The organism is Psychrobacter sp. LFX-11D, assembly GCF_904846475.1.
Taxonomy (GTDB): Bacteria; Pseudomonadota; Gammaproteobacteria; order Pseudomonadales; family Moraxellaceae; genus Psychrobacter; species Psychrobacter cryohalolentis.
Genome location: NZ_CAJHAV010000012.1, coordinates 80,014 through 93,728, shown reverse-complemented (window position 1 = coordinate 93,728; position 13,715 = coordinate 80,014). Strand labels below are relative to the sequence as shown.

The window sequence follows — 13,715 nt, the reverse complement described above, 5'->3', positions numbered from 1 at the left end:
CGGGTTCAACAACGGGTTCAACAACGGGTTCAACAACGGGTTCAACAACGGGTTCAACAACGGGTTCAACAACGGGTTCAACAACGGGTTCAACAACGGGTTCAACAACGGGTTCAACAACGGGTTCAGGCTGATTATTGGACAATTCTAGCGTGTCATAAACGCTAGAATTGTCATACTGGCTTAAATGACTAGCCTCGTCATTTGAATAATATTTCTCATGTTGAGTAATACTATTATCAGCGCCAACATCCTGTTTATCATTGACACTTATATCAATATTCTCATAAACGATATTATCAGATTGAGTTTGTAATTCTAATGATGATGACACTGGCTCAGTGATTAACGTAGCGCTAGAGACAGTGGTAGTAGGTTTTTCTATAGCCGTTACTGTACTATCAGGTACATTGGCTAATATCTCATCAACCGGTAAGGGACGAAAAGCTAAGAGACGTAAAATACACATCTCAAGTGCTTGCATCGGCGTACTGGCAAGCTTTACGCCTTCCCGTGCTTGTACCACAATTTCATAATAAAGCTGTAATACGTCAGGGCTCATATGCTGGGCAAGCTGATCGATTTGCTGTGCTTGCGCTTCATTGACATTGAGAGCGACTTCGGGCAGCAGCTGACACAATGCCAACTGATGCAATAGCTCAGCGAGTCCGTCAAACATACTGCTAGCATCAACCATTTGCGCACGCATCTGCTCGATATGGGCAGCGACAGCAGGCTTATCATGATTATAGATATCTGTAATTAAGCTCACTAAGTCGGCCGCATCAATCAAGCCGAGCATCGAATTGACGGTCACATCATCAAGCGCACCTTGGCCAAAAGCAATGGCTTGATCGGTCAAGGATAAAGCATCACGTACCGAGCCTTTTGCCGCACTAGCCAATTGCCAAAGTGCAGGCTGTGTATAGCCTACTTGTTCTTGGGTTAGAACATTGGCTAAATGCTCACTGAGCAAGCTTTGCGACAAAGGACGCAACACGAACTGCAGACAGCGCGAAATAATAGTAATCGGCAGCTTTTGTGGATCCGTAGTGGCTAATAAGAACTTGACATGCTCAGGGGGCTCTTCCAAAGTCTTAAGAAGCGCATTAAAACTGTGTGTCGACAGCATATGCACTTCGTCAATCAGGTAGACTTTATAACGGCCTTGGCTTGGCGCATACGGCACATTATCCAGTAGCTCGCGCGTGTCCTCAACTTTGGTACGAGAAGCCGCATCAATCTCAATCAGATCAATAAAACGCCCTTGATCAATCGCCACGCAATTATCACACACGCCACATGGGGTACTGGTAATACCTGTATCACAGTTCAAACATTTAGACAAAATACGAGCAATGGTCGTTTTACCGACACCGCGCGTACCTGTAAATAGATAAGCGTGATGTAGACGATTGTAATCAATCGCATTAATCAATGCCTGTGAGACATGCGTTTGCCCAATCAACTCGTGAAAGTTTTTGGGGCGGTATTTGCGGGCTAAAACTTGATATTGCTGCGTCATAATGAATGCCAAGGTAAGTCGTAAAAATATAAGTAAAGCATCAAATTAGCAATTTATCTTAAAATCAGTTATCGAAGCTAAATGTCAAAAATAAGTGTCGAGCCTAACTATTGAATCTAACTATCCAAACCAGCTATCAAACTTAAGTCTCAAAACTAGGCTATGATTGAGCTCTCAATTGAGCCAATTGTTGATATAAACGCTGCGTATTCGCATCGATAAGCGATCCATGCTGATGGAAAGCATCAAGATGTACTTCGGTATCCACGCTATCTTCACAAGGTCTGACATCGATACCAATTAAAAACAGCTCTTGCATAACGGGCTGCTGCATTTGGGCGTTGAGCTCAAATAGCAAATCTTGATGACCAGCACGAACTTTATCTGCACTCAACGAGCTATTGCTATCTTGCGCATAAAATACCATCAAATAATGGCGACCAAATACATTATAAGAGTGCTCATGGCGCACATAACCTGTCCAGCGCGATTCTTGATCGATCGTTCTATGGGCCAATATTTTTTCTATTAAACACGCATAGGTGTACATGGATTCATCGACCAAAATATCAACCTGCTCTTTTGGCAATGGGTTACCCGCTTCATAACAGCTTTTGATTAAACTATTAAAAAGCTTGTACCACATTCGAGTATTCTTCTGAATCTCTGCCATCAGCGCTGCCGCAAACTCAGTATGGTTAGACTCTGCTGCTTTTATCAATCGTGGTTCAATCTGTGCTATCAATTCATGACTAACCAATTGCTCTTGAACTTCAATCGCTCTATGATGAAAATCTGGCGATTGTAAGAACTGCACAAGCAAAGTCGATTCATCTGCAAACGTCTCAAACCCAGTCAGTTTACTGCGATGAAACGCTAGATAGGCGGTCAAATCACTTGGTGTTACCAACTGGTTTAATATCTCAGCAAAGTTCTGGTAGCTAAATACTTGTAGAACGCTGTGTTCATCGTCCAAATCTAACACACAATCTTCAGCAAAGAACTGACTGCCATATTCATAACCAACCGCATAAGATGGCAATGATGAATACTGGTTTTGTAGATCATTATGATCGCAATCTTGATGCTGGACTGAAAGTGATGTTAATCCAATAAAATATACGGGTTTATTAGATGTCGCTTCATTTTTATGAGTGATAGCTTTATCGTTTTTGAGATAAAGATGTGCATGTTGCTTGATAAGCTGATTGACAACTTCTTTTCTCCATGTACGAACTTGAGTAGTATCAATGTCTTGCTTACTTGCCTGCATCACGACATCATTGACAATAAGATAAACCGTCGCATTAGAAAACTTGAAAACAAAATCATAACCCTGAAAATATTCAGGGCTAGTGATTTTCTTTTCTGATAAGTTATACAAAGACAAAAAACTCTGTTGAATCATCTGTTGCCAAATCGAGGGCGTTACTCGCTGATTGTCCATAGTATGCATAATGTCCCTATTAATTAAGTACTAAAAAACCATAGAAGGCTATTCCATCAAAGCGGAGAAAGCCATCTTATGTTCAGTTTAGTACTAGCATAGACTTATGGCAAGCAAACTATCTTTAACCCTCAAGCTTACGGCGCATATGTGGGAATAAAATCACATCACGAATACTGGCAGAGTCTGTCAATAACATCACTAAACGGTCGATACCAATACCTTCACCTGCTGTTGGCGGTAAACCATAAGACAAAGCTTCGATATACTCTGCATCGAAATGCATCGCTTCATCATCGCCAGCATCTTTTTCAGCAACCTGACCAAGGAAACGCTCAGCCTGATCTGCAGGATCATTAAGCTCACTAAAGCCATTAGCCAACTCACGACCACCGACAAACAGCTCAAAACGATCCGTAATCTCAGGGTTATCATCACTACGGCGTGCTAGCGGTGAGGTTTCAGCAGGGTATTCAGTGATAAACGTCGGCTGACGCAATTGGTGCTCAGCGGTTTCTTCAAAGATGATGGTCTGCAACTTACCCACACCAAAGACATCCTTTACCTGTTGCTTTAGCGTTGTCGATGCGTACTCTGCAAGATACTCACGATCGTTAATACGATTCATATCAAAGTTTTCTGCATATTTGGCAATCGCATCAGACATAGATAGACGTATAAATGGCGCTTTTAGGCTAATGGCTTCTTCTTGGTAAGTAATCTCGGTGGTACCTAAGATATCGATCGCCAATTCGTTAAATAAGCGCTCAGTCAAATCCATCAAATCATGATAATCCGCATACGCTTGATAAAACTCAATCATGGTGAATTCAGGATTATGACGGGTTGAAACACCTTCATTACGGAAGCTACGGTTAATCTCAAAGACTTTCTCAAAGCCACCAACGACCAAGCGTTTAAGATAAAGCTCAGGAGCAATACGCAGATATAATGGCATGTCTAACGCATTATGATGGGTCACAAACGGACGTGCCACTGCACCACCTGGGATCGGATGCATCATAGGCGTTTCAACTTCCATAAAACGCTCATTTAGCATAAATTTGCGAATACCGCTGATAACCTGACTGCGCACCATAAAGGTATCACGGGTCGTCTCATTGGTCATCAAATCAAGATGACGATTGCGATAGCGTGCTTCCACATCAGCTAGTCCATGAAACTTATTTGGCATTGGGCGTAATGCTTTGGTCAATAACTCAATCTCTTCAATATGTACGTACAAATCGCCTTTGCCTGAACGACCGATATAACCTGATACACCAACGATATCACCCAAGTCTAGCGATTTGATGTCTGCTAACGTCTTTTCATCTAACTCTTTGCGTGCCACATATAACTGGATACGACCTGTCATATCTTGGATAACAATAAACGCCCCACGGTTCAGCATGACGCGACCGGCGACATTCACCTGTGTTTTTTCGCCTTTAGCATCATTGTCAGCAATTTCTTGTTTTGAGATACCCTCAAAAGCTGCCTGCAAGTCTTGAGCATAATCTGTGCGCTTAAACGTATTCGGATAAGGCTGTTTACCCGAAGCGACGATATCATCCAGCTTGGCTTGCAATTGGGCAATCAGCTCATTAGCGTCTTCTGGAGCTTGCTCTTGATTGTTTTGCTGATTTTGATTATTAGGCTTTGACATAACACTCTCAAAATTATTAGATAATTAAAGGAATAAACAAACATTATAAATTTAAAATAACGACTTAAAATAAGAAGTTAAAATAAAGCAGCTACATAACAGTTATGTGGCTTTAGTATTAAAAATAAATAGTAAATTAATCAACACAGATAGCAGGCTGTGCCACACCTTTTTCTATGGTTTGATAACAGCCAAAACCGCTGCTGTCACTAGCGCATTGTCCAGACTGAGTTTTGACATTGGCAGCTATAAACTCACCGGTATTTTTGCACTTACCTTGGCAGTCGGTACTGTCTTGGCAAGCTTTTCCTGCATCGGTATAAGTCACCACACATTGATAGCAACCAAGGCGACCTTGCTGTAAAAACGCGCCACCCTTCGCAGTACACGCTTGTACAGTCTCATTAGGCGGATAAACACATGCTTGATAAGAAAAAGGGTCATTTTTATCATTCATTGCAGTATCATCGGTCTGCTTTGGCTGCACTGCTGTCGTTGATGAAGGCGTGACGCTACAAGCAGATAACCAAAACGCTATCAACATCGCGGCAATAGTCATCGCGATTTTGTTAAACGGTAATAGTAGCGATAAATTAGTTATCATGTGCATGGCATACGCCTCTTATATTATTGGCTGATGAAGTGCTTATTAAGCACCGCCAATACTTGCCATCAAGTCCGCTTGATGCTCACGTAACAGCGCATCAAGGATTTCATCCAAGTCACCTTCCATAATCGAATCAAGCTTATATAAAGTCAGATTAATACGATGATCCGTCATACGTCCTTGCGGGAAGTTATAGGTACGGATACGCTCCGAACGATCGCCACTACCGACCAAATCGCGACGTATCGTATCAGCGGCATCTACCTGTGCTTGGACTTTGACTTGCTGAATTTTTGATATCAGCATTTTCATCGCTTGCGCACGGTTTTTATGTTGACTGCGCTCTTGTTGACACTCTACCACGGTACCCGTTGGTATATGCGTCAAACGTACAGCAGAGTCGGTCGTATTCACGTGCTGACCACCAGCACCGCTTGAGCGGAAAGTATCAAAGCGAATATCAGCTGGATTCAAATCAACCGTATCATCAATTTCAACTTCAGGCATCACAGCGACAGTACAGGCTGACGTGTGTACGCGACCTTGGCTTTCTGTATCAGGCACACGCTGAACACGATGTACACCAGACTCAAATTTTAGACGACCATAAACGCTATTACCAGACACACGAGTAATGATTTCTTTATAACCCCCATGCTCACCCTCATTTGCTGACAAAATCTCTAAAGTCCAGCCTTGGTTCTGGGCGAATTTTTGGTACATGCGGAACAAATCGCCAGAGAAAATTGCCGCTTCATCACCACCTGTCCCTGCACGAATCTCAAGGAATGCGGGCACTTTATCGTTAGGATCTTTTGGCAGCATCATGAGATTAAGTGCTTCTTCCATCTCTACAATAGTATCGCGAGCACTGTCAATCTCTTCTTGCATCATCTCTTTCATGTCAGGATCTGATGCTTCTTTTAGCATCGCTTCTGCATCAGCCTGATCCGTTTCTGCACCAACATAGTTCTGCCATAAAGTGGTGATATCCATCAAGTCGCTGTGTTCGACGGACAATTCACGGAATGTATTGTTATCACTGATGACACTCGGGTCTGATAATAAGGCAGTGACCTCTTCATAACGGTCTACCATTTGGTCTAAACGCAGGCGTAAGGATTCTTTCATAAAAGGACTTTTAATTGAATAATTGAAATAAGACGGTGATTATAGCAAATTTTTGCGCTTAAATTAAAACCTCTCAGCAATCTTGTCAATATATGGACAAACTTTTCTGCTGCTTGCACCATATCGATGCTTTTTTCTGATAATTTGAATACAGCATCAGCTTTGCTTAAAATTTAAATAAAAAAATAGCCAAGAATATTCTTGGCTATTTTGATAATAACTAAAACTCAAGGCTTAAAAAATTACACCTTGCGGACGATTACCGACCCAATAGAGTAACCAGCACCAAACGAGCAAATAACGCCCAAATCACCGGATGCAAGATCATCTTTATAGCGATGGAAAACAATCATTGGGCTGGCTGAGCTGGTATTGGCGAATTCAGCAATGACACTCGGTACAATGGCTTTGTCTGCTTCTTTACCGATGACCGTACGCAAGATTAAATCTAGCATATTGGCATTGGCTTGATGGAGCCACATCATTTTTACATCAGAGGTTGGGATATTGTTTTCCTGCAAGTGCTCAGTAATGACTTCTGACACTTTTGGACAGACTTCACGGAAGACTTTACGACCATTTTGTAAGAATAATTTATCGGTTACTGGCTCTTTAAGATCCGGATACATCTCTGTTTGCGCTGCTAAAAACTCTGAGCGATCCATAAAACCGTATTCGTTTTTGATATTGGTCGAGAACTGAGTAAATAGCTTAGAGTTTAGAATCTCATAGCCTTTAGGTGTATCCAGCTCTTCGACGATGCAAGCAGTTGCGACATCACCAAAGATAAAGTGACTGTCACGGTTACGCCAGTTTAGATGCGCTGAAGTAATTTCAACGTTGACCACAGCGACGCGCTTAGCAAGACCTGATGCGATAGAACCATGTGCTTGTGATAGACCAAAAGTTGCGGCACTACAAGCTACATTCATATCATAAGCAAAGCCGCCCACCATACCGATCGCATTTTGAATCTCGATAGAGACAGCTGGATAAGTACGCTGAAAGTTTGAGCAGGCAAGGATGATACCATCTAAATCATTGGCCTCAAGTCCTGCATCAGCCAAGGCATCATTTAACGCGGCTACACCCATTTCTGCCATGATAGACAGCTCTTCGCCCAAGTTACGATAAGCGATAACAGGTGCCATGATGTCAGGATTTAAGATGCCGTCTTTTTCCATCACATAGCGTGATTTGATACCAGATACTTTTTCGATAAAAGCCGCTGATGAAGGCTGAAGAGCCGTGAGTGTGCCTGCTTCAATGTCAGCCGCGTGTTTTGTATTATAGTTTTCAACATACTGATTAAAGGACTCTACCAGTTCTTCATTACTGATGCTAAAAGGCGGGATATACAGGCCGGTGCCTGTGATACAAGTCGTCATGATACGCTTCCTTGTCTACTACTATGGTGCTTGAAATAAGCATAAGGTGAAGTAAAACAACAGTCGTCTAATTTTGGGTGAATGACTGTAAACTTAAAATAAGTGCCTTTATTATGCCTGAATATTATTATTTTTCTAATACTTTGTTACAAATAATCAGCTTCTTGCCAAGAATAAGCAAAGATTGACTTCATTTTGCGGCAGCTGCGTTATAATCAGCCTTGCTTACTCATGTTATTTGCATAAATAATTGGTCTGCATTTTGATTGTCTACATCTCTATTAAGAAATATCAAACTTATTATCTATTTTGGAATGACAATGGTGGAACTTTTGAATTGGTTATTTGGTCAGTATACCGACTATCCGACCTTGTTTATCGGGTTGGAATTGATTGCGGTTATCTTTGGGGTAGCCAGTGTACTACTCGCCAGCAAAACCAATATTTTGGTATTTCCTATTGGCTTGGTCAGCACCGCTATATTTGTCTATCTGTTATGGAATTGGCAATTATTTGGTGATATGTTTATCAATGCTTATTATACCATTATGAGTATTTATGGCTGGATAAATTGGTCAAAAAATAAAGAACTTACACAGCATCGAGACCATATAAACCCCACCGCTCAACAACATAACCAAGAGCTTAAAAACACTGATGCGCCAAACCTTATCCAAGTAGAACGTTTAGATAAAAATGACGTCCCTATATTGGCACTATTAGCCGCGGCAACTATAGCTTTTGTTGGTCTAGTTTATTATTTTAGACCAGTCATCAATAACAACTTCAGCTTCGATGGTGCTGAGCTTGGCATGCATCTATTTACGTGGATTGACTATACTGATATGTTGACTACGGCACTGTTTTTGATGGCGATGTGGCTGATGGCACGGCGCAAGATTGAGCATTGGCTTCTGTGGATTGTTGCTGATGCTATCTCAGTACCGCTCTATTTTTATAAAGGTTTGACCTTTACCGCACTGCAATACGTCGTATTTACTCTTATCGCAATTTGGGCTTATTATGAATGGCAACGCCGCTACCGCACACAATCTCACACAGCATACGCCTAAATCCGTCATCAAGGTTGCCGTTTTAGGCGCAGAAAGTACGGGTAAGACCACACTATGCCGTGACCTAGCCGCCCATTTTGGTTGTCCTTGGGTGCCAGAGTATATGCGCACCTATCTGCAAGAAAAATGGGATAAAGAGCAGCTGACCTGTACGTGGGAGGACTTGCTGCCTATTGCAGAAGGTCAGATACTGCTTGAGAATAAGTTGGCAAAGCAAGTATCACAAACGTCAAACGACCATCATTATTTATTTTGTGATACCAGCTTGTTTGAACTGATGGTTTATTCTAATTGGTATTATGGCGATTGCCCTGAAGTGCTCACCCAAGCAGCATTGGTGCATCATTATGACTTAATACTATTAACCGACGTTGATACACCTTGGATTGCTGATGACTTGCGTGATAGCCCGCATCAGCGCGATGAAATAAGCGCTTATTTTGCTGATCAGCTAACAGCTTATAACAAACCATTTCAATCAATTGGCGGCGCTCGAGAGGTGCGGGTTCAACAAGTGGTAAAATTGCTAGACGCATCTGAATTAAATAATAATGCTTAGGCTATTTAATAAACACTGTCAAACCTTGCACTCATTACTATCTTACGAGCTTAGTGTTTAAGGCTTTTGCCCAATTCCGGCAGTTATCTTCACAGCGCTCGCAAGGCTGATTGGCATCAGAGATAAAGTCCAAATATCCACAGTACATACAAGCGTAATATGTTCCTGATTCTATCTGCTCAACCGCCTGATACTGTTTCGGGAAAAGTGGCAGACCATAACCGGTGTCATCAGGTGGGTATAATAACAGGCTAAAATTGCCATCAGTTTCAAGCAAACCGGTACGAACCTGACCTAAATGCTCGACCCCCTGTTGGCGCATTTCCGCAAAAAACTCATCATGTGACATTTTCCCTTCTGCTATTTTGTCGTGTACCAGCATGCCATCTTCGACGATATATAAGGACTTACCCTCCAACAAATCTTCAAAAGGCTGATATTTCATCATGCCCCATGTACAGAGACGGTAAAGCAGTATTACCGTACTCATGATTAGTACCGCTTGGATAATCGGTAAATCCTCGGTAAACATCGGGTCACCTGCGATAGATCCCAGTGACAAGATGATAGTAAGCTCAAAGATAGACAACTGTCGAACGCCGCGCTTGCCGGTAAAGCGCAAAAATGAAATGATGAGCACAAACATGACAATGACACGTATCAGTATCTCAGCAGCAAATGTCCATGTTGTATCATGAATGAAAATACTTGCCCAATCCATATTTTTTTCCTTGTTATTATTTTTAATAATGGCATCAAAACCACTCTACTTAAAGCTGATCTATTTTATGCAAAAACTCACTTATTAATTGTAGGAATTATTTTTGAAAGTCACATTGTATACGCTGATTGCGTTAATAGCCTTTGCTGCAAACTCTCTGTTTTGTAGGATGGCCTTAGCAGAGGGTTATATAGACGCTTGGAGCTTTACCATTGTTCGCCTATTAAGCGCTGCTGTCTGCTTGAGTATGATCATGGCAGCTCAGTCCTACTACTTAAGACATCGCAAATTGAGACTTAGTCATTCTTTCAATGAAGAGATATTAAGTGAAAGAGGGAATTGGCTGAGTAGCATAAGCTTAGTTATTTATGCGCTGTGTTTTTCGATTGCCTATGTAGAGCTTGAGACTGGCACTGGGGCGCTGATTTTATTTTCAGCGGTTCAGCTCACTATGATTGGTTGGGGGATTTATAAAAAAGAGACATTGAGTCATTTGCAATGGATTGCCTTTGTTATTGCCATCACAGGGTTTGTATATTTGATGCTACCATCGGCCTCAATGCCTTCATTACTCGCTGCCATGCTCATGGCAATCAGCGGTGTGGCATGGGGTATCTATAGCATACGCGGCAAGACCTGTCTCTCACCGCTGCGAGCCACAGGTTTTAATTTCATCAGAAGTTTGCTAGCGATACCGATATTATTAGTCGCTGGTTTTATATATCAAAACATTATGGATGTGCAACTCATTCATATCGACAGTATCACCATGGCAGGGATATGGTTGGCGTGTGCATCAGGGACAATTGCCTCTGGTATTGGCTACAGCATCTGGTATATAGCAATGCCTTTATTAAAAAACACACAGGCTGCCGTTATACAGCTTTGTGTGCCCGTGCTTGCAGCTTTACTGGGCGTGGTGATTTTGTCTGAGCCGATCACTTTAACTTTTATGATAGCAAGTACTGTCATCTTGAGCGCAGTATTGGTCTTTATTTTAAATAAACAGCCATATTAGTCACAATATAAGGCGCTTATGCTGAAATGTTGTCTATAATGCTCATTTGAGGCGGCATCGCCATAGTGATAACAGGGTTTTTATAAATATCGCAGGCGATGGACGTTTTTATCAGGACTTTTTATTGAAGGAATTTTATTAAATGACAACCACTACTCGCCAAGAATACGACTTACTTGGTCATCGCGATGTGCCGGCTGACGCTTACTACGGCATCCAAACCTTACGTGCTTTTGAAAACTTCACTATGAGCGGTGTGCGCTTAACAAAGTTGGAGTATTAAATAATACCGTTAAAGATGCGATTGTCGCCGCGTGTGATGACTTAATCGCTGATAAATATCATGACCAATTTATCGTCGATATGTTTCAAGGCGGCACAGGCACCTCAACCAATATGAATGTCAATGAGGTCATTGCCAATCGTGCTTTAGAGATATTAGGTTATGAAAAAGGGCAATATCAGCATGTGCATCCAAATAATCATGTCAACCTTTCGCAGTCGACCAATGATGCCTATCCAACGGCGCTCAATGTTGCCTTGGATGACTATTGCACCCATTTGTTAGAAAAGATGGCCATACTGCATCAAAGCCTAATTAACAAAAGCATCGAATTTGCCGATCAATTAAAAATGGGACGCACCCATTTACAAGATGCGGTACCGATGACTGCAGGTCAAGAATTCAACGCTTTTGCAACGATGGTCAAAAAGGAGATGGCACGTATCGAGTCAACTCGCGCACTTTTTCATGAGATTAATATGGGCGGTACCGCTATCGGTACTGGCTTGAATGCACCTGCTGGGTATTCAGAGCTGTGTGCTGAGATATTACAAGAGTTGACTGGCAGACCTTATTATATCGCTGAAGATTTGATTGAAGCCACACAAGATACCAGTGCTTATGTTGCTTTGTCTGGCAATCTGCGTCTATTTGCTGCTCGTCTATCAAAGATTGCTCATGACTTACGCTTGCAATCCTCGGGTCCTCGTGCAGGATTGGCACAATATCGCCTGCCTGAGATGCAGCCTGGTAGCTCAATCATGCCGGGTAAAGTAAACCCTGTTATACCTGAGGTGGTCAATCAAGCGTGTTTTCATGTAATGGGTATTGATACCACTATCGTCATGGCATCAGAAAACGCTCAGCTACAACTCAATGTCTTTGAGCCAGTCATTGCTTTCAACTTATTTACCGGTATGAGCATGATGGCAAATATCTGTGAGATATTTGCCACGCGCTGTATCGATGGCGTAATGATGAATAATGAAGCGTGTAATACTGAAGTATTCAACAATATTGGTCTGGTAACCGCATTAAACCCACATTTGGGTTATGAGTCGTCTACCTATGTGGCAAGAAAAGCCCAAGAAACCGGTGGTCGTGTTTATGACATCGTTCTAGAAGAGAACCTGATGGATAAAGAGACGTTAGACAATCTACTCTCTCCTGCTAACATGGTATATCCAAAAGTCAAACTAACCCCTTAGTGTTTCTTTTTTAACGTAAAAAGGCTGAGTTAGCGATTGCTAATCCAGCCTTTTTTTATTTTATTCATATCTGCATTATTTGGGGAAAATCTATAAGCTATACCTACGCACTGTCTAAAGATTGTGAAAATTAAAAATTAGTGCGTGGAACTCGCCCTATATATTTACTCTAAAACGCTTAAGCCTGCGCGAGCAATACTTACGTCTTCATTGCCCTGTGCGCCGCCCACACCAATACCCCCAGCCACAATACCATCGATATAGACAGGAATACCGCCCGGCATGATCAGTATGTTTTCATCAAGGTACCTGATGTCGGCAGCAATACTACCGTCCGCAACGCCTCTAGCGATGACCGCTGTTTCTCTTTTTTGCGAATTGGCTGTATAGGCTTTTTTATAACTTGAGCGAATAGTGTGCACACCCGCTCGGTGATCCTTTAAAAAGGCCAGTATTTGCCCAGAACGATCAACCACCGTCACCGATACCATTAGACCATGCCTTTTAGACTCTATAAATGCAGCATTCACCATATCTTGTGCCATCTCGCCTGTGAGTAACGAGATTTTTGTATCTTTTGTCTCAGTACAAGAGACGCTATCCATAGCTTTAATTCCCATCTTCAATCCTTGATTTGATTTTATGAATAATTCATTGTCTTTGCATAACTCTCAGGCGCAAACTGCATAGTAACAATCAGCATGCTCACCAATGTGATAAGTAGCATCAGCCAAACGGCTTGAAAGCTACCTGACCACTCACGCAAAAATCCGGCAAAGTACGGAATAATTGCAGTAATAACAAACTAATACCTTGTACAAATGCGGTCACAGCACCAGCCAATGTAGGAGATGACAGAGATTCAAATACGACTGTTAACGTGAAAGAGATGCATTAATTTTGTAAAAATGATAACTGAAACACTGTAGAGGTTAGCAATCAGTGCATGGCGATTGCTTGAATATTTATTCCTCTAGAAAGGCTTGTAAGGTATAAGCTTAGCAGCCAGTGTCATGATAATGTCTAAGATATCTATATAAGCGGTTGAATAAGCTTTTTGATAATACGGACAAGAGTGTCATACTT

General features: G+C 41.9%; 11 protein-coding genes and 1 pseudogene. 4 read left to right on the top strand and 8 right to left on the bottom strand.

Features of this window, described 5'->3' with window-relative positions; genetic code table 11:
- The 6 genes from dnaX to JMX75_RS09880 all read right to left on the bottom strand — a co-directional run.
- On the bottom strand, positions 1-1,525 hold a 1,525-nt coding region (dnaX, locus tag JMX75_RS09905; RefSeq protein WP_227673166.1), incomplete at its 3' end, for a DNA polymerase III subunit gamma/tau.
- Positions 1,526-1,685: 160 nt separating this feature from the next.
- Positions 1,686-2,972, bottom strand: coding sequence for a hypothetical protein (locus JMX75_RS09900; RefSeq protein ID WP_201532194.1), 1,287 nt, complete (start codon positions 2,970-2,972; stop codon positions 1,686-1,688).
- Between the two features lie 124 nt (positions 2,973-3,096).
- Positions 3,097-4,641 carry a lysine--tRNA ligase gene (gene lysS, locus JMX75_RS09895; protein ID WP_181209885.1) on the bottom strand — a complete coding sequence of 515 codons (1,545 nt, stop codon included), beginning with the start codon at positions 4,639-4,641 and terminating at the stop codon, positions 3,097-3,099.
- 136 nt (positions 4,642-4,777) lie between these two features.
- Entirely contained in the window at positions 4,778-5,251 is a 474-nt protein-coding gene (locus tag JMX75_RS09890; RefSeq protein WP_201532193.1) for a hypothetical protein, read from the bottom strand.
- Between the two features lie 39 nt (positions 5,252-5,290).
- A complete protein-coding gene (prfA, locus tag JMX75_RS09885; RefSeq protein ID WP_181209887.1) occupies positions 5,291-6,379 on the bottom strand; it encodes a peptide chain release factor 1 in 1,089 nt (362 codons plus the stop codon).
- 242 nt (positions 6,380-6,621) lie between these two features.
- A complete protein-coding gene (locus tag JMX75_RS09880) occupies positions 6,622-7,767 on the bottom strand; it encodes a beta-ketoacyl-ACP synthase III (protein WP_149409428.1) in 1,146 nt (381 codons plus the stop codon).
- Positions 7,768-8,087: 320 nt separating this feature from the next.
- Between JMX75_RS09880 and pnuC the strand changes: the two genes are divergently transcribed.
- Positions 8,088-8,840 carry a nicotinamide riboside transporter PnuC gene (pnuC, locus tag JMX75_RS09875; RefSeq protein WP_201532192.1) on the top strand — a complete coding sequence of 251 codons (753 nt, stop codon included), beginning with the start codon at positions 8,088-8,090 and terminating at the stop codon, positions 8,838-8,840.
- The gene (locus JMX75_RS09870) at positions 8,791-9,399 is read left to right on the top strand and encodes an AAA family ATPase (protein WP_201532191.1); all 609 of its coding nucleotides are present in this window, start codon (positions 8,791-8,793) and stop codon (positions 9,397-9,399) included. The genes pnuC and JMX75_RS09870 overlap by 50 nt, the downstream gene beginning before the upstream one ends.
- Positions 9,400-9,436: 37 nt before the next feature.
- Here JMX75_RS09870 and JMX75_RS09865 read toward each other — a convergent pair whose 3' ends face one another.
- Positions 9,437-10,120: a DUF421 domain-containing protein gene (locus tag JMX75_RS09865; protein ID WP_201532190.1), complete on the bottom strand. Its 684-nt coding sequence runs from the start codon at positions 10,118-10,120 to the stop codon at positions 9,437-9,439.
- A 103-nt stretch (positions 10,121-10,223) separates the two neighbouring features.
- Here JMX75_RS09865 and JMX75_RS09860 point away from each other — a divergent pair, with 103 nt between their 5' ends.
- A complete protein-coding gene (locus JMX75_RS09860; protein ID WP_181209892.1) occupies positions 10,224-11,138 on the top strand; it encodes a DMT family transporter in 915 nt (304 codons plus the stop codon).
- 142 nt (positions 11,139-11,280) lie between these two features.
- A pseudogene (locus JMX75_RS09855) lies at positions 11,281-12,629 on the top strand (aspartate ammonia-lyase).
- A gap of 164 nt (positions 12,630-12,793) precedes the next feature.
- Here JMX75_RS09855 and JMX75_RS09850 read toward each other — a convergent pair.
- A complete protein-coding gene (locus JMX75_RS09850; protein ID WP_201532189.1) occupies positions 12,794-13,249 on the bottom strand; it encodes a GlcG/HbpS family heme-binding protein in 456 nt (151 codons plus the stop codon).
- Positions 13,250-13,715 lie beyond the last annotated feature (466 nt).

Coding starts and splice junctions, on each gene's coding strand:
- JMX75_RS09890 (WP_201532193.1), bottom strand. CDS start 5,251: ATGCACATGATAACTAATTTATCGCTACTATTACCGTTTAACAAAATC.
- pnuC (WP_201532192.1), top strand. CDS start 8,088: ATGGTGGAACTTTTGAATTGGTTATTTGGTCAGTATACCGACTATCCG.
- JMX75_RS09900 (WP_201532194.1), bottom strand. CDS start 2,972: ATGGACAATCAGCGAGTAACGCCCTCGATTTGGCAACAGATGATTCAA.
- JMX75_RS09870 (WP_201532191.1), top strand. CDS start 8,791: ATGAATGGCAACGCCGCTACCGCACACAATCTCACACAGCATACGCCT.
- JMX75_RS09865 (WP_201532190.1), bottom strand. CDS start 10,120: ATGGATTGGGCAAGTATTTTCATTCATGATACAACATGGACATTTGCT.
- JMX75_RS09850 (WP_201532189.1), bottom strand. CDS start 13,249: ATGGGAATTAAAGCTATGGATAGCGTCTCTTGTACTGAGACAAAAGAT.
- prfA (WP_181209887.1), bottom strand. CDS start 6,379: ATGAAAGAATCCTTACGCCTGCGTTTAGACCAAATGGTAGACCGTTAT.
- lysS (WP_181209885.1), bottom strand. CDS start 4,641: ATGTCAAAGCCTAATAATCAAAATCAGCAAAACAATCAAGAGCAAGCT.
- JMX75_RS09880 (WP_149409428.1), bottom strand. CDS start 7,767: ATGACGACTTGTATCACAGGCACCGGCCTGTATATCCCGCCTTTTAGC.